This is a genomic window from Pontibacter sp. JAM-7 (genome assembly GCF_048548695.2).
Taxonomy (GTDB): Bacteria; Pseudomonadota; Gammaproteobacteria; order Pseudomonadales; family Balneatricaceae; genus Neptuniibacter.
This window is the reverse complement of the sequence record NZ_JBLYIF020000001.1, coordinates 234,031-252,649: the sequence shown is the minus strand read 5'-3', so window position 1 is coordinate 252,649 and position 18,619 is coordinate 234,031. Positions and strand designations below refer to the sequence as shown.

Below are 18,619 nucleotides of genomic sequence, written 5' to 3'. Positions count from 1 at the left end.
TCACATATCCTCACCAGCAGCTGCCTGCACGAATGCCGCTAAAGCCTTTTCCACCTTAGCCAACACCTCATCACAACCGCTGATCGCATGCCGACTTTGCAGGTAACCGGGATCATTGTAGGAAATCCAGACCTGAGCATTTTCATCTTGCCAGATTAAAGCCTTCTGGGGCAGGTCAAGCGCCACAGACTGTTCACAGCGCATCAACGGACTTCCCACCTTGGGATTACCAAACAACAGCAGCTCAGTATCTCGCAACGACAATCCTACCGAAGCAGCACCCTGAGCATGATTGATACGGGCAAACAGCTTCATCCCCTTCTGTTTAAGCACAGTCTGCAAACGATCCGCCGTTTCCTCAACACCGAAGGCACTTTTAACATCAATCACCCCCTCTGCCGCAGACAGCGGCCAGGTAACCACCCAACACAGCGCAACCAGCAGTAGTCCTTTCATCCTAACCTCCGGCTATCGACACAACGTTTCCGATTCATTAACTACTAGTTGTAGGTCTCACCTTCGGCATGGTCAAGCAAGCCGCCAGGCAGTAGCGGCACGCGTTACTCCCAGACAAATGAGACTGGCTACGCTTTTGCGTTCCAACACACAATGCTTTATAACGAAGCAAGACGCTTTCTCAGCCCCATCGACACAAGGGCAAGTGATGAGCACAGAGCGTGACCACTCCGCTAACACCAGACCCTGTCCTGCATGGGTATCGCGACAACATACCGCAAAAAATCAGCCTGAGCACGTCACGAAACCCCAGACAAACCCTATTAGAATCAACTTAATGAAACTGAAAACTCAATCTTCGTTTGTAACGATATACGACAGATTGCCGTGAAGTTTTCTGACAATATGCCGTATATTTGGCTGTTCAATTCTCAAGGAGTTATATGCCGCACCCTATTGAAAGAAAGCTGGTTATAGCGGTTTCATCAAGTGCTCTGTTTGATCTGTCAGAGTCGCATGCGGTTTTCGTTGAAGAAGGACCGAAGGCCTATAAAAAGTTTCAAGAAGAGAATTTGGACAAGGTCCTTGAGAAGGGCGTTGCTTTTCCTTTTATTAAGCGATTTTTAAAAATCAATCAGCGCTTTCCTAACCAGTTACCGGTCGAAGTAGTGTTGTTGTCAAGGAACTCAGCCGCCACAGGGAAAAGGATTTTTAGATCGATTAAACATTATGATCTCGATATATCCAGGGCGGCTTTTATGGAAGGAAAGTCACCATTTGAATATATTCCCGCGTTTAACGCATCACTATTCCTGTCGGCAAATGAAGAGGATGTGCAAAATGCTATTGATGCGGGATACCCAGGCGGAGTGGTGTTACCTAGCAAGGTAATTAGTGATGACGAAAACGATGAGCTAAGAATTGCGTTCGACTTTGACGGAGTTATTGCTGATGACGAAGCAGAGGCAATATTCAAGGGTGGCGACCTGCCAGAGTTTCATGCATATGAGGTCGCCAATTCTGAAGTACCCCACAAGCCTGGCCCCTTAGCCGATCTGTTCAAGAAGCTTTCTTTCCTCCAAAAACTAGAGGATCGTGAAATTGAAAAAGATCGAAACTATAAGAGGGCGCTAACTACCGCTATTGTTACTGCCAGAAATGCACCAGCTCATGAGCGTGTAGTTACAACCCTTGAGGATTGGGGGGTAAGCGCTAACGAGATGTTTTTTCTTGGCGGCATGGAGAAAAATAGAATTTTGTCAAAACTGAAACCACATATGTTCTTTGATGACCAAAGAAGTCATTTAGAATCAAAGGCTGGCGATATACCAATGGTACATATACCTTTTGGTATCGCAAACACACAAATTGAACAAACAAAAGCAGCGGACAGCTAGCCTGGGCTTTGGGCTTTGGGCTTTGGGCTTTGGGCTTTGGGCTTTGGGCTTTGGGCTTTGGGCTTTGGGCGTTATGCATTCTTCAAATTATTACAACTGAGCTTCTAGCTCTTAGAGTAGATATGAAATTATTAGTGAGAAATCTAGACCGCACAACTACAGAAGATGAATTGACCCAGCTGTTTCAGCAGTTTGGCAATGTTCAATCGTGTAAATTGGTAATCGACCCTTCAAGCGGTATTTCTAAAGGCTTTGGATTTGTTGAAATGCCAAAGACCGGAGAGGCAAAGGCCGCCATGAAAAACCTAAACAATAAGCTTGTTGGGGGCAACAAAGTGCGGGTAAAAAAGGCTGAAGACAAAAAGGCATAACACATCAAGGAAGCTGCCGCCTCTGCTTGAGGCGTTATATACGAGCCTATATTAAAGAGCGGCAGGCTCTCAAAGAATAGAGATTATGAAAACTATACTCACGAAATTTTTTTGGCCAATACTGAAGTTGTTCGAAACCAAAGACGTTCCAGCGAACTACAAGAAGTCACACAGAGTTGCTTTAAATATTCTAGGCGTACTGTTTATCTTCCTATCGTGTGTGTCCGTTGTGGCGACCTATTCAACCGGTGATTTGGGATCACTGATACCTGTCATCATATTTGCGAGTATGGGCATCGTTGCTGTAGTTGTCGGCACGCTGGGTTCAAATGGTGCTGTGTCAAAAATATGGGGGACTAAGGGATGATGCATAACACGTTGCTGCGCCATTGCCACTTGGTGACTGGGCAGACAAAGCTGCGGTTCGGGCGAGCGGTTTTAACGACGTGTATCCCCAGCGAATCACGCGCCTAATAGAGGTACATTTGTAGCATGAGTGAAAAGCAACCGAACAATCCATTGCATGGTATGACCCTGGAAAAGGTTGTCACGAAACTGCAAGAACACTACGGCTGGGATGGGTTAGCTCAGCGCGTGAATATCAATTGTTTTAAGAGCGATCCGTCTATCAAATCTTCACTCAAGTTTCTGCGCAAGACGCAATGGGCCAGGGATAAGGTTGAGGACCTGTACGTATCTACATTTGAAAAAACATCCCCATGGGGGCAGTCCAAATAGGTTAAGTGCGGTTATAATTGCCAGTATTGCAAAACCCACCAGGCATCGCACGTATTGTTAGGCGCCTCTCCAGTTCGGCAACCACAAAATTCCCGTTATATTTGCACTTGCAAAGCATGAGGTTCAACAATGACCAAGTTTGATGAAAGGGTCGCAGAGCTACTCGCTAAACACCCTAGTTTAAACAAAGATGAGGCAATCAAGATCGTCACTGAGAAAAACGAGCGGAAGAAGAAAAAGAGAGCGGAAAAAACCGCGATAAGTGACGCCAAAAAAATCACCAACAAGCCACATCGCCCCGATCATAAGTAGGGAGTCAGTAAGCGCACCTGACAAACCACTGCGGCACCGGGCAGATAAACACTACATTCGTTGGCTTTTAGCCTGTCTGGCTAGACAATGAACAGGCTGCCATCTCTGCTTTAGGTAACCAAGCAGTTAAAGTTGCAGGTCCGACCACCCTCAGTGATCTGATCAAACCGCAGGTGAGCAACCAGCAATAACCTTCAGGTTTATTGAGCATTAATAAAACCGCTGTCCGGATTCGGATAGCGGTTTTTTTGTTCAAAAGCTAAAAACTGAATTAATCGGTATATTTTTTGCACAGTATTATAGCGTCGCGCTACTCTAGAAAATCTTTATAGTCTGGCAGCAGCTACGGCTTTTGGGTAGCAGCATAGGGGCTTACGCATGCTGAACAACTTATGGCTCATTGTATCCGCTCTGCTGGTATTCATGATGCAGGCGGGCTTCTTATGCCTTGAAAGCGGCAGAACCCGCAGCAAGAACAGCATTAATGTCGCCGCCAAGAATATTTCAGACTTTATTCTCTCCACCGCACTGTTCTGGTTATTTGGCTTTGGCCTGATGTTTGGCACCAGTCAATCGGGGCTATTTGGCGTCGATAACTTCCTCTTTGGCGACAACAACAACGCTTTCCAATACTGCTTCTTTTTGTTTCAAATGATGTTCTGCGGTACCGCCGCCACGCTCACTTCTGGTGCAGTCGCAGAGCGTATGACCTTCCTTGGTTATATGTATGTGACCGCCATACTCAATCTATTTATCTATCCCATCACGGGTCACTGGGCTTGGGCAGGTCTCTACAATGAGAATAATCAAGGCTGGCTTGAAGCACGTGGCTTTGTCGATTTCGCTGGCTCCACTGTCGTGCACTCAGTAGGTGGTTGGGTTGCCCTGGCCTCAGTGTTGATTATCGGGCCAAGGTTACAACGCTACGCTGCAAATAAGACGTTTCCTTCAGGCAGTAACCTGCCTCTGGCGGCTCTGGGCACGCTGTTGATCTGGTTAGGTTGGTTTGGCTTTAATGGTGGCAGCATGCTGAGCTTAAATGATCAGGTGCCGGGCATATTACTCAACACCTGCATTTCTGCTACCTGGGGCGGCATTATGGCCTCCTCCCTGCACTACGCGAGTAAACGCTATATAGATGTTGGCTATATTCTCAATGGTATTATCGCAGGATTAGTTGGCATTACTGCCAGCTGTCATGCAGTAACCCCCCTCGCCTCTTGCATCATCGGCCTGGTTGCCGGCGCCATAGTCTACTACGGAACACTGTGGATCGAAGCCAGGCAGATCGACGATGCACTTGCCGTTGTCCCTGCCCATCTTTTTGCCGGCATCTGGGGAACTTTGGCAGTGGCATTGTTCGCCAAACCGGAGCTATTAGGCACCGGTCTCGATCACATTGAGCAATTGGGAGTTCAGATATTAGGCATTGCTACCATAGGCGCTTACAGTTTCTCGCTAAGCTATCTGCTCTTTAAAGCAGCAAACAACATTATTCCACTCCGCGTCTCTGCGGCGGCTGAAAAGCAAGGGCTCAATATCAGTGAACACCGCGCTTCAACCGAGCTGATTGATCTACTGAACGATATGGAGCACCAACAACACCAAGGCAGTTTTACTACACCAGTCACCGAGGAACCCTTCACTGAAGTGGGCCAGATCGCTCACAAGTACAACCAGGTAATAAGCCGCATCAATCAGGAGATGATGAAGCGCGACAACGCGATCGGACGCTTTAAAGCAAGTGAAAAACGCAAAAGCGCAATACTCGACTCTTCGATGGATTGCATCATTTCGATTGACAGTACCGGGCAGGTAATCGAATTCAACCACGCCGCTGAAAGAACCCTTGGCTGCATGAAAAAGCAAGTACTGGGCAAACACTTTATCCAGTATTTTATCCTTGAAGAGGACCGGGAAGAAGTAGAGCACAGCCTGCAGCACCTGTTTAGTTCTGCCAGCGGTCTGGTACTTAACCGACGCAACAGCATTACCCTGCAAAGGATCTCTGGTCACCTATTCCCGGCTGAAGTCACTATCACCAGCAGCCATTTGAGCGAAGATTCACAGACCGAATTTACACTGCATATCCGGGACGTCACGAAGGAGCAAAAACTACAATCGCGCCTCACATTCCTTGCCTACAAAGACCCGCTGACCAGCCTGTCTAACCGTACCCATTTGCTGAAGAAGCTGTCTGAGGCTATTCAACTCGCCAAAACTGACGGTCAAACCGTGGCGCTGTTCTTCCTCGACCTGGATCAATTCAAAAAGATCAATGACACTCTGGGTCACAAGGCTGGCGATCAATTACTGTGTGAAGTGGCAAAACGGCTAACCGATATTTCACGTGAGGAAGATCTCATTGCGCGCTGGGGTGGCGATGAATTTATCATGCTGCTTAGCGGCCAGCTTACGGAGGAGGTACTGCAATCCAGAGCTGAGAAAATCCTTGCCGTGATGCGTAGCCCTGCTGAGATCTCCAGTAAGTCCTATAGCATCCCCACCAGTATTGGCATCTCTGTTTCCAGCTGTGGCATGGTCGATGCCGACAGCCTAATTCAGGAAGCCGATATTGCTATGTATGCCGCTAAGATGAGCGGCAGAGATACCTACCAGATCTTCCAGCCCTATATGGCGGAACATGCCACCAAATCGGCCACCTACGAGAGGATGATTAAAAAAGCCCTGCTGCTGGATCAGTTCTATCTTGTATACCAACCAAAAGTCTTTCGATCCCATGACCAGCTTATTGCCATGGAAGCCTTGATACGCTGGAACCACCCGGAAAAAGGACTGATCTCACCAGCCGAATTCATCCCCATTGCCGAACAGAGCAACCTAATTATCCATATCGGCGAAAAAGTCATCACCAGTACACTTAAACAGCTGGCCAAATGGCGTGAACAGAATTTATCTGTGGTTCCGGTATCGGTGAATATATCCGGTAGACACTTAATTTCGGAGGAGCTGATACCTTTTATCAAACAGCAATTAAGCCTCTACGCAATTCCTGGCAACCTGCTCGAAATTGAGATCACCGAGGGCGTTTTAATTCAGGATATTGAACGCTGTATCGAGGTTATGCAGCAGCTGAAGCAACTTAATATCAATATTTCCATTGATGACTTTGGCACCGGATATTCATCGCTTAACTACCTGAAACGACTGCCGTTGGATATTTTAAAAATCGATCAGTCTTTCGTCGAGGAGTGCGCTACCAAAGAGGAAGATGGTGAGATCTGCGCCACTATCCTGAATCTGGCCAAAAGCCTTAACCTCGAAACAGTAGCAGAGGGCGTAGAAACCAAAGCACAACTACAGACTTTGTTAGCGATGGGCTGCGAAATATTCCAAGGCTATTACTTTTATAAGCCCCTTGCAGCAGAAAGCGTAGCGGAACTGCTCAGGTGCAAAACTATGGATGAGACAACGGCTATAGACGCGGAAACGCTGGCCCCAGAGTGAGGTAATACCAAAAGCGCTAACCGAGAATTAACCTTCCTCGATCACATAATCTACCAAATCTTCTTCACTGATCTGGTCATCACGCACTTCATAGATATTCAGCACCGACACGCCTGCATCCACCGCACTTTGCGGATCACCACTGACCAGCGGATGCCACTCGGGCAGGTCTTTGCCTTCATGCACCAGCCGATAAGCACAGCTTGGCGGCAGCCAGTGGAACTCGTCGACATCTTTGGGGGTAAGCTTTACGCAGTCAGGAACCAGACTGCAACGCTCTTCATAACGCGTACAACGGCAGGTTTCAAAATCCAGCAGATGACAGACCACCGTAGTGTAAAACACTTCCTGGGTATCTTCGTCCTCTACCTTGTGCAAGCAACACAGGGCACAGCCATCACACAGCGACTCCCACTCATCAGAGCTCATCTGCTGTAATGATTTGCTTCGCCAGAAGACTTCCTGCGCCACGGTTAACGGACTCCGGTTTCAGGGCGGTCCTGATGCAGGTCTAGCATATAATCGTCTTTTGGTGGTGGCATCTGCAGGTAATAGCCCTTTGACTCCAGCTCAGCCAGCAGCTTCTCAGTTTCCACCCGAGCTAGCTTACGTTTTGCCGTTACCGGAATATCCATCACATGCTTGGGCTGGCCAAACATCTCCAGCAGGGCTTCTGGTACACGTTTCAGTTGATCGTGTTTGTCCACATACAGATACATTTCATCTTTACGCGGGCTGATAAAGACCGAACAGATCTTCAGCATTTAATTCGCCTCTTGTGTTCTTTGTTGCTCAATCTCTGCCAGCTCAGCCAGCAGTGGGGTTTCTACCAGTTGTTTACGCCACGGGCTGACACTATCCGGTAGACGGTAATTACCCTGCTCAATACCCGAGCGCACCAGTGCTTCAAGCTCTTTACGGCGTAACAGCAGCTCCGGCGGCACGTCATAGCTTTCAGCTACCTTCCTGATCACTGCTTTGAGTTTTTTCAGGGGTTTATTCCAGAAATAATGCAAAGGGCGATCAACCGGTGCCGGCACTTCTTCCTGCGCACTGCGCACACCGTTCTTTAACAGGCTGAGTATTATAGCGCCGTCGTTGCGCAATACCCGTTTTTTCACATCATCCAGCTGGGCCAGGTCAGCTACCGAACGAGGCCAGGTCTCAATAATACGGATCAGTGCCTGGTTACTCAGAATACGATTACGGGGCACATCCCGGCGACGGGCGGTCTGTTCACGCCAAGCGGTCAGGTCACGCAAAGCAGCAATTTTATGCTCGGGATAATTCCACACCTGACTGAAACGCTGGTAATAGACCAACCCCTCAGGGTCAACATCCAATGCGCCGTGCAACAATGCCAGACACTCCTGGGCAATCCAGTCGGTCATACCCTTCTGTTCCAGCTGTTCTACCTGCAGTGCATAGAGCGCAGGCAGATAGGCCACATCCAGTGCCGCATAATGCTCCTGAGACTCCGTCAACGGCCGCTGCAACCAGTTAGACGTGGTCTCGCCCTTGGCTACGGTGACTTGCAACACCTGCTCCAGCATACGCTGCAGCCCCATTGAGGCTCCCCAACCGAGAAACGCGGCTGCGACCTGGGTGTCATGTAATGGCGCGGGCAAGCAGTTCAGGCTGTTTAAAAACAGTTCCAGATCTTCAGTGGCGGCATGCATCACTTTGATCACATCGGTATTTTCAAACAGCGCTTTTAAGGCCGAGAAATCGTCAATTGCCAATGGGTCGATCAGATAGCAGGCTTTGTCATCCGCCAGCTGAATCAGGCCTGGGATTGGATAAAAGGTCTCCACGCGCTGAAACTCAGTGTCCAAGGCAATTAACGGCAGGGTCTGCCAGTGGGCACAATAGGTTTCAAGGTCGGCAACTGTATCGATCCAGATCGGCGTATCTGCCGCCGCTTCCAGCTGTTGCCATTGGTAGGGAGTGAAATTGCTCATTGGACTCTCACAGCAGTGTGCGGCGTCCCGCCAGCGCATGCGCCAGGGTTCCGCCGTCGACAAATTCTAGTTCACCGCCTACGGGCACACCGTGAGCAATACGGGATACCTGAATACCCAGCTCTTTAACCTGCATGGCAATAAAATGGGCGGTTGCTTCACCCTCGACTGTCGGGTTGGTGGCGAGGATAAGTTCTTTAACCTCCCCCTTCTGCAGCCTTTCCAGCAACAGATCAATACCCAGATCTTCCGGACCGATACCATCAATAGGCGACAAGTGACCAGACAAAACAAAATAGTGTCCACCAAAACCACCGGTCTGTTCAATCGCCAGCATATCGACGGGCGACTCAAGCACACACAGCAGTGATGTATCCCTGCTGGTAGATGAGCAGATATCGCACAAGGGTTGTTCCGTCAGAGTACGACACTGCTGGCAATGGCCAATATCGTTGACCGACTGCTCCAGCACCCGGGACAGGTTTAGCGCACCATCGTGATCACGTTCCAGTAGGTGAAACGCCATACGTTGGGCCGTTTTGGGGCCAACACCGGGCAAGCAGCGAAATGCTGTGATCAGTTGTTCCAGTAACGGACTGAACGACATGGATTAAAACGGCATGTTGAAACCCGGTGGCAAACCCATACCGCCGGTAATTTCAGACATTTTTTCCTGCGAGTAGGACTCAACCTTACGCACTGCGTCATTCACCGCAGCCGCAATCAGGTCTTCCAGTATCTCTTTATCTTCTTCCATCAGGCTGTCATCAATGTTGATAGAACGCACATCGTGTCGGCCATTCATCACCACTTTGACCAGACCCGCACCTGACTCACCGGTCAGCTCGGTACTGTCAATCTGCTCCTGCGCTTTCTGCAGGTTTTCCTGCATCTGCTGCGCTTGTTTCATCAGGTTGCCCATGCCACCTTTCATCATAAAATTTACCTCATTTAACGGGGTCAATCGGTGTTACCGATGCCAGATTGATCTGCGCATCAAACACCTGCTGAATACGTTGCACGACAGGATCCTCACGCAGAGCATTCAATGCCTGCAGTTGTCTTGCTTCTCGCAGACGCTGCTGATGCTGGGCCGGAGTTTCCTGTTGCTGTGCTGCCTGTATGAATTCTACCCTAACTGGCTCACCGAAATAATCGTGCAGGTGAGAAATGATGCGTTGCTGCTGTGTTTCATTGAGCATTGCCGCCTGATTCGGGGTGTAGTGGAATACCAGTTCTGTGTTGCTGGCCTGCTCCAGACTGAGGTGACCAGCCAGACTTTCTGTCATACCCGTCAGCTTCAGTTGCGGGTGCAATAATACCCAACTGCTGGTAGTCAACCCGGCAAGTGTCATCGGCGCCCCATCAGCTGCGGCCGATATGACATCGGTGGGTGCAGGCACAGGTTCGAAACTCTCCGGTTCAACCAGTGCTGGCGGGGTATTCTGCGGCGTAACGATTGCCTCAGCAACAGGCTGCCGCGCGACTGATGGCGCAACGGGATGTGGCTGGGCAACAGCAGTTTCCGCGGGCTGATTATGCGACTGCGCCGAACTCACATCGCTAGCAGCAGGCATCTCTGCCGGCTGGTAGTCCTCATAATCTACAGAAGGTTCAGTATCCCAGGGTGGCGGATCATCCGCCACCGGTGGTTCAGCTTGGGGCTTTTTTACCGGGGCAGGCTCCTCTGCCGACACATCCGGGGCTGCTGGAGGCACATCGGCAGCAGTGGTAGGAGCAACAGGCTGAGCCGCTGCCGGAGCTGCTGGGGTTACAGATGGGTCTGCGTGCTGCTTAAGACTGGTCGGCCTTGGAACCGCATCCGCTGGTCTGAACGCCAACATTCGCAACAGCACCATCTCTAAGCCTTCCCGCGCATCCGGCACATAAGGCAAATCGCGACGACCATTCAGGCCGATCTGGTAATAGAGTTGTACATCTTCCGCTGTCAGCATCGCCGCCAATGAACGAACCCGCTGCTCATCACCAAGACTATTATCGATGCCCTCAGGCAAGGTCTGGCAAATCGCCAGCCGGTGCAGAACAGTTAATAGGTCGCCCAACAACGCACTGAAGTCCGGTGAATACTCAGACACCTCTGCCACCGTCTGCAGCAGGGCAGCAGCATCACCAGATGCCAGCGCTTCAATAATGCGGAACACCAGGTGCTGATCGATAGTCCCCAGCATGGCGCGTACATCGGCCTCAATCACCTGACCTGCACCAAACGCAATGGCCTGATCTGTCAAACTCAAGGCATCACGCATGGAACCATCAGCCGCCCGGGCCAACATCCACAACGCCAGCTCTTCAAAGCTAATCTGCTCCTCAGTCAACACATGGGTCAGATGACCAACAATACGCTCGGGTACCAGATTTTTCAGGTTGAACTGTAAACAGCGCGAAAGAATGGTGACTGGTAATTTCTGTGGGTCCGTCGTTGCCAGCAGAAATTTCACATGCGGTGGCGGTTCTTCCAGAGTTTTCAGTAAGGCATTAAAGGAGTGTGTCGATAGCATGTGCACTTCGTCTATGAGGTACACTTTAAAGCGGCCGTGGGTCGGTGCGTACTGCACATTTTCCAGCAGCTCACGGGTATCCTCCACCTTGGTGCGGGATGCAGCATCCACTTCTATCAGGTCAACAAACCGTCCTTCAGCAATTTCACGACAAGCAGAGCATGCACCACAGGGCTGTGAAGAGATCCCGGTTTCGCAATTCAGTGACTTGGCAAACAGCCGGGCAATAGAGGTTTTACCTACACCACGGGTGCCGGTGAACAGATAAGCATGATGTAGGCGATTGTCATCCAGAGCATTCACCAGTGCTTTAAGCACATGCTCCTGGCCAACCATCTCCTGAAAACGGGAGGGGCGCCACTTACGCGCCAGAACCTGATAACTCATTGCTGGGGCTGTCATCCGTACAAGACTGAGAAGCAGTTATGCTACCGGTTGCGGCGTAGCGATTCCAGCTAAACCTGTGCCGCTGTCAATCGACGTTGAAACCGCTGCCTGAGAGCAGCCGCTGCATCTTTTCAGCGGTCACCGCTGGTGCAAACAAATAGCCCTGGGCAGTATCACAGCCCAACCCTGCCAGACTGGCAAGCTGCTCTTTAGATTCGACGCCTTCGGCAACCACTGTCATGCCCAGGGTATGGGCCATGCTGATAATTGCATCCATGATGGCGATATCGGTGTGTTTCTGGTTCAACTCAAAGGTAAACGACTTATCCACTTTTAATACGTCTACCGGCAGGCGACGCAGGTAGTTAAGCGATGAGTAACCACTACCAAAATCATCCAGCTCAAGTTCGAGGCCTATACCCCGTAACTGCTGCAAAATTGGCAACGCCACTGCCAGGTTTTCGATAACCGCAGTTTCTGTAATTTCGATACTCAGCGCGTTATCCAAACCTGAATGCCTGCTGACAGTCGCCTGCAGTCGTTCAACCAGGTTCGGATCAACCAACTGCTTGGGAGACAAGTTAACTGAGACACGGCGACCCTCCATGAGCCCGGCTTCATTCCAAAGGTGCACCTGCTCAGCCACAGTAGAGAATACCCATTCACCGATCGGCAGGATCAACCCGCTAGCTTCCGCCACCGGAATAAACTCGGCAGGCGAGATAAACTGGCCTGCCTCGCCCTGCCAACGCAGCAACGCCTCCATACCGACAATCTCGCCAGTGGTGATAGCAACCTTGGGCTGATAATAGACTTCGAGCTGGTTGTTATCCAACGCATAGCGCAAATCGCTTTTCAGCTTAATTTGCTCCAGATTTTTCTGATTCATCTCCATATCGAAGAAGCAGATCTGGTCGCGGCCTTTCTTCTTAGCGCTATACATCGCCGCATCGGCATGCTGTATCAGCGTGGTCGCATCGCTGCCGTCATGGGGATAAATGGCAATACCAATACTGGCACCGATAAAGGTTTCGGTATTTTTCAGGTAGAAAGGTAATTTCAACTGCGCACGCACTTTGTCGGCGATGATCTGCGCCATGTTAACTTCGTGAATACCCGGCAAAATCAGAATAAATTCGTCACCACCCCAGCGCACTACAGTATCTGATTGCCGCACCTGACTCTCAATACGCCGCGCCGTCTCTGAGAGCAGCTGGTCACCACATTCATGGCCCATGGAATCATTGATATGCTTGAAAAAATCCAGATCGATAAACACCAAGGCCAGGGACTCATTATGCCGATCTGCCAATCGCATATCGTGCACCAGGCGCTCCTGGCATAAGGTACGGTTAGCGAGCTCAGTCAACGGGTCATAATACGCCAGGCTTTTCAGTGAATCCTGGGTCTTTTTGTGTTCAGAGATATCGGTAAACACACCAAAATAGCCGGATATTTTTCCATTGCCCCCGACAATACTCTTAATAGTCAGCCACTCTGGGTAGATGTCTCCGTTTTTCTTACGATTCCAGATTTCACCCGCCCAACTGCCAAGCGTATCAATCTGCTGCCACATATCCACGTAAAACCCGGAGGTCTGCTTGCCGGAGTTCAGAATACTTGGCTTATGCCCTTTCACCTCATCCAGTGAATAACCTGTTACCCGCTGAAATGCAGCGTTAACATCGGTAATCACATGATTGGCATCTGTCACCATGATGCCTTCATTGGTGGTGTCAAAGATGTAACGCGACAGGCGCAACTCTTCCTCTTTTTCATACTGATCAGAGATATCGGTATCGATACTGCACACCGCATACCGTTCGCCCTGCTCATTTTCCAGGGCAAAACGACTACACAGGAACTGATAACGCCTGCCCTGCCGTTTCACGGCAAATTGACCATAGATTGGCTTGCCAGTAGCCAGTACCCGCTGATCTTGTTGCTCCAGATCATGCAGTTCGTCTGCATGAAACAGATCAGGCAGACGCTTGCTCAGCAAGGTTGCCTCATCGGCAATACCGTAAAACTGCAGGTATGCCGGGTTAGCGCGGATGAATCTGCCTTCCTGGTCTCGCAGCATAATCATTGAGGGTGAGTTATACAGCAGCTCTTCAAGCAGATTAGCATTGGTTTTTAACTCAGAATGGTATTGCTGTATCTGACCCGCCATCTGATTCAGACTGCGCCCCAGCATGCCCAGTTCATCCCAGCCGCGCCACTCGCCAGTCATGTCGAACTGCCCTTTAGAATAGGCGAGGGACTGTTTAACCAGTTTTTTGGCGCGCCGTGTGACCACGGCATTTAAGGTCCAGGCCAGCACGACTGAAAGGACAATCAATGCCACCAGCAAGGCATAGAACAGGTACTTCAGCTCTTTCCAGCTGCGCACCGCAATGCTGCTTTGATCCAGCTCCAACAGGATCACCCCCAGGGTATCGGGTCGAATACCCGTTCCCTGACGCACATACTGCTGAATTGGGATGGCAGCGTAGAGCGAGTTTTCAACAGGGTTAATTTCGGATACATAACCTCGGCTTTCTCTGGCTTTGGCCAGTAGATCAAGGCTCATATGCAAGTAAGGCTGCACTTCAAAGAAACTACTGTTCTCGTAACCTGGATTCGAAGACATCATCACCTGATTGCGGTGATCAAACAGAATCAGGTGCTTGACTTTATTACTGCTGGCACTGAGCAACACCTCACGGCGCACCCCTTCCAGGTCGCCTTTTTGCAGCAGGTATTCAAGCGTGCCCTGCAAGCGGTTAATGGTATGCCGGGCGTCGGAATGAAGTTCGTCGAGATTATTGTTCTCAACAATCGGCTTGATGGCAAACAGCGCAATCAGCAGTATGAGCAAAGCACTCAATAAGATAATGGCCGGGATGGTAAAACGCAGAGAAACCCGCACTGTACAACCTTATGTAATCCGTTAAAGGTACCCGGGAAGCAATAAACTTTCCAAGTCTACCGCTTCCCCCCTCAGTAGACCTTGCTGGCGCATCCAGTGCTGCACCGGAGCCGCTTTATCCACCAGCGCCTTCTCTGCAAGCAAATAACGCACTCTGCTACGGTTTGGCAATTCAAGTCCAGCCATCGCCCCGCGCAGTTCATACACCGTCAACCCCTGATGCTTAGCTGCCAGCAACATGGCGTTGGCGTTTTGCTCCTCAAGCAGTGAGCGCGCTTTAAACCAACCATCCACCAGCAACTTGAGCGACGCTTCATGTTGCTCTATGGCTGACTCTCGCACCACCAGCACATCGACAACCTCTTCCGGGATCTGGCGACTGTCGAAGAGTATTTGTGCCCCGTGGGTCAGCAGTTTTGTACGCACCGGCTCAAAGGTGACCACTGCATCAACCCGACCGGCGGTAAACGCCTCCTCATGTTGATCAACTTGCAGGTCCACCAAATGTACCTTATCCGAATCAACACCGGCTAGTTGCAAGGCCCTGCTTAATACATAAGCTCCCAAGGCAGTTGTCTCAACCCCTACCCGTTTGCCCGCCAGGCTTTGTATATTTTCAATCTCGGGATGGGCCAGTATAACATCGGCACCCGCCGATATATCTGTAACCATAAACAGCTTCAAAGCCACGCCAGACGAGGCTAATTGCAAGGCTTCATCCAGAGTCAGACCCGCGACATCAATCACCTCATTGCGCAATGCCCGCATGACTTCACTGGCCGAGGGCAGCAACACTACACGCACCGATTGTTCACCGTAAAAGCCTTTACTGTCGGCAAGATACAAAGGCTCATAGCCCGGCCATTGGTTAGTGCCTACCTGCAACACCGCGTCAGTTTCTGACTCTCCAAGCCCGCAGCCCACAATGATTAAGAACAGAACAAATATCAGGTTTCTGTTTGACACCTTTACTTTCTCCCGTTTCCAGCCACAATAGAGAGTCTAGTCATTTAAGCATGAAGTCCAGAGGTATTGTCTAATACCCTCAGCACTTCAAGGATATCGTACAAACATGTTCGAACGTCGTCCCAGTAAAGCAGAAATCAGATCCCGGCTGCAGTCCGAGGTCGAGGCATTTCTGAAAAAAGGCGGACAAATTCAGAAAGTACAAATGGGTGAAACCGGCCTGGTCGATGGTCGCTACCCCCTGGGCAGAGGTTACATCGAGCGTCCGAAAACAGCGGCGACAGAGCGCACCCCAGTGCCCGAGCTGCTTGCGGCTATTGACTCTCGTCGCAGCAAGTCCCGCAAGCCCTCATCATCACGCGGCTCTCAGACTCGCCGCAGCGTAAAACAGAAAACCCTTTACGATGACTTTGGCGAGCCAGTACGCAAAGTCTGGATTGAAGAATAATCTGTCAAAAAACGCTATACTGGCGCGCTATTGCCCGACGCTAATCGGGCTGCCCGTTCACTTCCTGCTTCCTGTATAGCGTTATGACCACACTGACTATTACCCGACCCGACGATTGGCACATTCACCTGCGTGATGGCGCCTCCCTACAACACACTGTACCTGATGCCAGCCGCTATATGGGGCGAGTCATTGTCATGCCCAATCTAGTGCCCCCGGTCACCGATACTGAGATGGCGCTGGCTTATCGGGATCGTATCCTGCAGCAATCGCATCGGGAGGGTTTTAAGCCCCTGATGGTGTTGTACCTGACTGATAATACTGCACCCGAAATCATTCGTGAGGCGCGTCAAAGTGGCCATATCTATGCCGCAAAACTGTACCCTGCCGGCGCAACAACCAATTCAGATTCTGGTGTCACCTCAGTAAAAAACATCTATCCCGTACTGGAAATGATGCAGGCAGAAGGTATGCCGTTACTGATCCACGGTGAAGTAACCGATGCCGAAATCGATATTTTTGACCGTGAAAAAATCTTTATCGAGCGCACACTGGCGCCGCTGCTAAAAGATTTCCCGGAACTGAAAGTAGTACTGGAACATATCACTACTCAGGACGCTGCTGAGTTTGTTGCAGCAGGCAATGAAAATCTGGCAGCCACCATCACCGCTCATCACCTGCTCTATAACCGTAACCATATGTTGGCGGGCGGTATTCGTCCGCACTATTACTGCCTGCCGATCCTGAAGCGTAATACCCATCAGCAGGCCCTGTTACGTGCCGCCACCTCCGGCAGCAAGCGTTTTTTCCTGGGCACTGATTCCGCACCACATCTGCAACATGCCAAAGAAGCGGCCTGCGGTTGTGCCGGTTCCTATACCGCTCATGCCGCCATAGAGCTGTATGCGGAAGTCTTCGAGCAGATGAATGCGCTGGACAAACTGGAAGCTTTCGCCAGTTTCAACGGCCCTGATTTTTATGGCCTGCCCCGCAACAGTGACCAGATCACTCTGGAACGTGCCCCCTGGACGGTACCAGCCACTTATCCCCTGGGCGATAGCCAACTAGTCCCAATCCGGGCGGGTGAAACGATTCACTGGCGTGTTGTGCAGGACTGATTCCGGCCGCGGTAATGCCTAATCCAACTGCAGCCGCAAAACCTTCATGGCTGGCGCGGCGATTACCCCTGATACTTGCCCTGCTACTGGCAGGGCTAGCTCACGCCGCCTTGCTACAGTGGGTCAGCATTCGGGATTATAGCGATCCACAACAGGGTGGCGGAGCCGTCACGGTACAAATTACAGCGGCTCAACCGACTGACTCTGTCATACCTGAAACCAAGGCGGCTGAACTACCTGACAGCCCAGCCGATACCTCCGCTATTACCGAGGAAATTGCAAAACACAAGCCTGCTAACACCCAGCCAAACCAGCATGAGCCGGATTTGCAGCCCTCTCCCGCAATAACCAAACCAACGCCTGCGCCCAGAACAGCGCCACCCGCGACACCCAAACGCAGCCAGACGACCCAACCACCGGAGCCGGTGTTTGCCAGTGGTCAGACCAACACCACAGCAAGCACTCTGTCACCCGCCAAACCGCCCAGCGACAAAGTGACTTCTGAGGTAAGTACTCCCCCTGCGCTGACGGTTGTATCAGGCCGCACTCCCAATTACCCACCCCTGGCCGTCCGTCGACAGCAAGAGGGCGAGGTCAGAGTCAAGCTTTGGCTAAATCAGCACGGCAAGGTAACACGGCATGAATTGGTACAATCAAGTCATCACAAACTGCTGGACCAAGCGGTAATCAGGTTTATCTATCTCGAACGGTTTCAAACCCATGCTGTCGGCCGAATCACCGAGCAGCAGTTGTTCAAATTTCAGTTCCGGCTGGAGTAGTCCTCTGCCACCGGTGCTAGCGGATTGATGCGTAACCCGCCCGTCGAGGCCTCCACCGTTACCTCGGCATGCACTTGAAAATAACTGGCCAGATTATCCGGTGTCAGGACCTCTGCCGGGGAACCGTCTGCCACCACCTGGCCTGCACTCAGCAATACCAAACGCTGACAAAAACGCGCTGCCAGGTTCAGATCGTGCAAGGCAATCACAACGCCACCACCACGGGTTACAAACTCAGATAGCAACTGCATCACTTCCAACTGGTGATTCAGGTCCAGACTGGCGGTGGGTTCATCCAGCAACAGCATAGCCGCCTGCTGCGCCAGTGCCCGGGCAATAAACACCCGCTGCCGTTCCCCCCCAGACAGTGCATGCAAGGGGCGCGCTGCCAAGGCAGTCAGGTCGGTCTGCTGTAATGCCAGGGATATGACTGCCTGATCTGCCGGATTAACACCCAGCCAGCGCGGTTGATGTACATAACGGCCCATAGCCACCACATCCGTTACACTCAGACCAACATCATCCGGACTGTACTGTGGCACATAAGACAATGCCCGCCCGATAGTCTCGCGAGAGCAACGGGCGATATCCTCATCCTGCAATTGCACCCGCCCTGCATGAGGCGGTTTCAGGCCCATCAGCAGTTGCAACAGTGTCGATTTTCCCGCGCCATTAGCGCCGATCAGGCCAACACACTGTCCGGCTTTAAATTCCAGCGTAGTCGGCTGCAGTACGGTTTGATCTGCATACTGATAACTGAGCTGTTCACACCGTAGAAAAGCCATTGT

The 18,619-nt window shown here is 51.0% G+C and carries 18 protein-coding genes; 8 read left to right on the top strand and 10 right to left on the bottom strand.

Annotated features, from left to right (window positions below; translation table 11 throughout):
- Nucleotides 1-456 carry a DUF302 domain-containing protein gene (locus ACFVYJ_RS01125; protein WP_419414341.1) on the bottom strand — a complete coding sequence of 152 codons (456 nt, stop codon included), beginning with the start codon at nucleotides 454-456 and terminating at the stop codon, nucleotides 1-3.
- A 443-nt stretch (nucleotides 457-899) separates the two neighbouring features.
- Here ACFVYJ_RS01125 and ACFVYJ_RS01120 point away from each other — a divergent pair, with 443 nt between their 5' ends.
- The 5 genes from ACFVYJ_RS01120 (at nucleotide 900) to amt (ending at nucleotide 6,742) form a co-directional block, all read left to right on the top strand.
- A complete protein-coding gene (locus tag ACFVYJ_RS01120; protein ID WP_419414340.1) occupies nucleotides 900-1,853 on the top strand; it encodes a 5'-nucleotidase in 954 nt (317 codons plus the stop codon).
- A 122-nt stretch (nucleotides 1,854-1,975) separates the two neighbouring features.
- The gene (locus ACFVYJ_RS01115) at nucleotides 1,976-2,224 is read left to right on the top strand and encodes an RNA recognition motif domain-containing protein (protein ID WP_419414339.1); all 249 of its coding nucleotides are present in this window, start codon (nucleotides 1,976-1,978) and stop codon (nucleotides 2,222-2,224) included.
- Nucleotides 2,225-2,716: 492 nt separating this feature from the next.
- Nucleotides 2,717-2,962: a VF530 family protein gene (locus tag ACFVYJ_RS01110; protein WP_419414338.1), complete on the top strand. Its 246-nt coding sequence runs from the start codon at nucleotides 2,717-2,719 to the stop codon at nucleotides 2,960-2,962.
- Between the two features lie 129 nt (nucleotides 2,963-3,091).
- Nucleotides 3,092-3,274, top strand: coding sequence for a hypothetical protein (locus ACFVYJ_RS01105; RefSeq protein WP_419414337.1), 183 nt, complete (start codon nucleotides 3,092-3,094; stop codon nucleotides 3,272-3,274).
- Nucleotides 3,275-3,652: 378 nt separating this feature from the next.
- Nucleotides 3,653-6,742, top strand: coding sequence for an ammonium transporter (gene amt, locus ACFVYJ_RS01100; RefSeq protein ID WP_419414336.1), 3,090 nt, complete (start codon nucleotides 3,653-3,655; stop codon nucleotides 6,740-6,742).
- Between the two features lie 27 nt (nucleotides 6,743-6,769).
- Here amt and ACFVYJ_RS01095 read toward each other — a convergent pair whose 3' ends face one another.
- The 8 genes from ACFVYJ_RS01095 to ACFVYJ_RS01060 form a co-directional block, all read right to left on the bottom strand.
- Nucleotides 6,770-7,213 carry a YcgN family cysteine cluster protein gene (locus ACFVYJ_RS01095; RefSeq protein ID WP_419414335.1) on the bottom strand — a complete coding sequence of 148 codons (444 nt, stop codon included), beginning with the start codon at nucleotides 7,211-7,213 and terminating at the stop codon, nucleotides 6,770-6,772.
- A gap of 2 nt (nucleotides 7,214-7,215) precedes the next feature.
- The gene (locus ACFVYJ_RS01090) at nucleotides 7,216-7,506 is read right to left on the bottom strand and encodes a YcgL domain-containing protein (protein ID WP_419414334.1); all 291 of its coding nucleotides are present in this window, start codon (nucleotides 7,504-7,506) and stop codon (nucleotides 7,216-7,218) included.
- Nucleotides 7,507-8,703, bottom strand: a complete 1,197-nt coding sequence (gene rnd, locus ACFVYJ_RS01085) for a ribonuclease D (RefSeq protein ID WP_419414333.1) — start codon at nucleotides 8,701-8,703, stop codon at nucleotides 7,507-7,509. It abuts the gene before it with no gap.
- Nucleotides 8,704-8,710: 7 nt separating this feature from the next.
- Nucleotides 8,711-9,310 carry a recombination mediator RecR gene (gene recR, locus ACFVYJ_RS01080; RefSeq protein WP_419414332.1) on the bottom strand — a complete coding sequence of 200 codons (600 nt, stop codon included), beginning with the start codon at nucleotides 9,308-9,310 and terminating at the stop codon, nucleotides 8,711-8,713.
- A 3-nt stretch (nucleotides 9,311-9,313) separates the two neighbouring features.
- Nucleotides 9,314-9,640, bottom strand: a complete 327-nt coding sequence (locus tag ACFVYJ_RS01075; RefSeq protein ID WP_419414331.1) for a YbaB/EbfC family nucleoid-associated protein — start codon at nucleotides 9,638-9,640, stop codon at nucleotides 9,314-9,316.
- A gap of 10 nt (nucleotides 9,641-9,650) precedes the next feature.
- Nucleotides 9,651-11,609 (bottom strand): DNA polymerase III subunit gamma/tau, encoded by a 1,959-nt coding sequence (gene dnaX / locus ACFVYJ_RS01070; RefSeq protein WP_419414330.1) that lies wholly within the window; start codon nucleotides 11,607-11,609, stop codon nucleotides 9,651-9,653.
- A gap of 85 nt (nucleotides 11,610-11,694) precedes the next feature.
- Nucleotides 11,695-14,520, bottom strand: a complete 2,826-nt coding sequence (locus ACFVYJ_RS01065) for an EAL domain-containing protein (RefSeq protein WP_419414329.1) — start codon at nucleotides 14,518-14,520, stop codon at nucleotides 11,695-11,697.
- A 21-nt stretch (nucleotides 14,521-14,541) separates the two neighbouring features.
- Nucleotides 14,542-15,486: an ABC transporter substrate-binding protein gene (locus tag ACFVYJ_RS01060; protein ID WP_419414328.1), complete on the bottom strand. Its 945-nt coding sequence runs from the start codon at nucleotides 15,484-15,486 to the stop codon at nucleotides 14,542-14,544.
- 106 nt (nucleotides 15,487-15,592) lie between these two features.
- Here ACFVYJ_RS01060 and ACFVYJ_RS01055 point away from each other — a divergent pair, with 106 nt between their 5' ends.
- The 3 genes from ACFVYJ_RS01055 (at nucleotide 15,593) to ACFVYJ_RS01045 (ending at nucleotide 17,831) form a co-directional block, all read left to right on the top strand.
- The gene (locus ACFVYJ_RS01055) at nucleotides 15,593-15,934 is read left to right on the top strand and encodes a hypothetical protein (RefSeq protein ID WP_419414327.1); all 342 of its coding nucleotides are present in this window, start codon (nucleotides 15,593-15,595) and stop codon (nucleotides 15,932-15,934) included.
- An 83-nt stretch (nucleotides 15,935-16,017) separates the two neighbouring features.
- Nucleotides 16,018-17,052 (top strand): dihydroorotase, encoded by a 1,035-nt coding sequence (gene pyrC, locus ACFVYJ_RS01050; RefSeq protein WP_419414326.1) that lies wholly within the window; start codon nucleotides 16,018-16,020, stop codon nucleotides 17,050-17,052.
- Between the two features lie 14 nt (nucleotides 17,053-17,066).
- Nucleotides 17,067-17,831 carry an energy transducer TonB gene (locus ACFVYJ_RS01045; protein WP_419414325.1) on the top strand — a complete coding sequence of 255 codons (765 nt, stop codon included), beginning with the start codon at nucleotides 17,067-17,069 and terminating at the stop codon, nucleotides 17,829-17,831.
- On the opposite strand, the gene ACFVYJ_RS01040 is transcribed toward ACFVYJ_RS01045, so the two are convergent.
- A complete protein-coding gene (locus ACFVYJ_RS01040) occupies nucleotides 17,813-18,616 on the bottom strand; it encodes an ABC transporter ATP-binding protein (protein WP_419414324.1) in 804 nt (267 codons plus the stop codon). The two genes, ACFVYJ_RS01045 and ACFVYJ_RS01040, sit on opposite strands and share 19 nt — an antisense overlap.
- Nucleotides 18,617-18,619: the final 3 nt, after the last annotated feature.

What these genes read in the sequence shown, in the direction of transcription:
- ACFVYJ_RS01090 (WP_419414334.1), bottom strand. Translation starts at nt 7,506, where the DNA reads ATGCTGAAGATCTGTTCGGTCTTTATCAGCCCGCGTAAAGATGAAATG.
- amt (WP_419414336.1), top strand. Translation starts at nt 3,653, where the DNA reads ATGCTGAACAACTTATGGCTCATTGTATCCGCTCTGCTGGTATTCATG.
- dnaX (WP_419414330.1), bottom strand. Translation starts at nt 11,609, where the DNA reads ATGAGTTATCAGGTTCTGGCGCGTAAGTGGCGCCCCTCCCGTTTTCAG.
- recR (WP_419414332.1), bottom strand. Translation starts at nt 9,310, where the DNA reads ATGTCGTTCAGTCCGTTACTGGAACAACTGATCACAGCATTTCGCTGC.
- ACFVYJ_RS01115 (WP_419414339.1), top strand. Translation starts at nt 1,976, where the DNA reads ATGAAATTATTAGTGAGAAATCTAGACCGCACAACTACAGAAGATGAA.
- ACFVYJ_RS01040 (WP_419414324.1), bottom strand. Translation starts at nt 18,616, where the DNA reads ATGGCTTTTCTACGGTGTGAACAGCTCAGTTATCAGTATGCAGATCAA.
- ACFVYJ_RS01110 (WP_419414338.1), top strand. Translation starts at nt 2,717, where the DNA reads ATGAGTGAAAAGCAACCGAACAATCCATTGCATGGTATGACCCTGGAA.
- ACFVYJ_RS01125 (WP_419414341.1), bottom strand. Translation starts at nt 456, where the DNA reads ATGAAAGGACTACTGCTGGTTGCGCTGTGTTGGGTGGTTACCTGGCCG.
- ACFVYJ_RS01105 (WP_419414337.1), top strand. Translation starts at nt 3,092, where the DNA reads ATGACCAAGTTTGATGAAAGGGTCGCAGAGCTACTCGCTAAACACCCT.
- rnd (WP_419414333.1), bottom strand. Translation starts at nt 8,703, where the DNA reads ATGAGCAATTTCACTCCCTACCAATGGCAACAGCTGGAAGCGGCGGCA.
- ACFVYJ_RS01045 (WP_419414325.1), top strand. Translation starts at nt 17,067, where the DNA reads ATGCCTAATCCAACTGCAGCCGCAAAACCTTCATGGCTGGCGCGGCGA.
- ACFVYJ_RS01055 (WP_419414327.1), top strand. Translation starts at nt 15,593, where the DNA reads ATGTTCGAACGTCGTCCCAGTAAAGCAGAAATCAGATCCCGGCTGCAG.
- ACFVYJ_RS01120 (WP_419414340.1), top strand. Translation starts at nt 900, where the DNA reads ATGCCGCACCCTATTGAAAGAAAGCTGGTTATAGCGGTTTCATCAAGT.
- ACFVYJ_RS01075 (WP_419414331.1), bottom strand. Translation starts at nt 9,640, where the DNA reads ATGATGAAAGGTGGCATGGGCAACCTGATGAAACAAGCGCAGCAGATG.
- pyrC (WP_419414326.1), top strand. Translation starts at nt 16,018, where the DNA reads ATGACCACACTGACTATTACCCGACCCGACGATTGGCACATTCACCTG.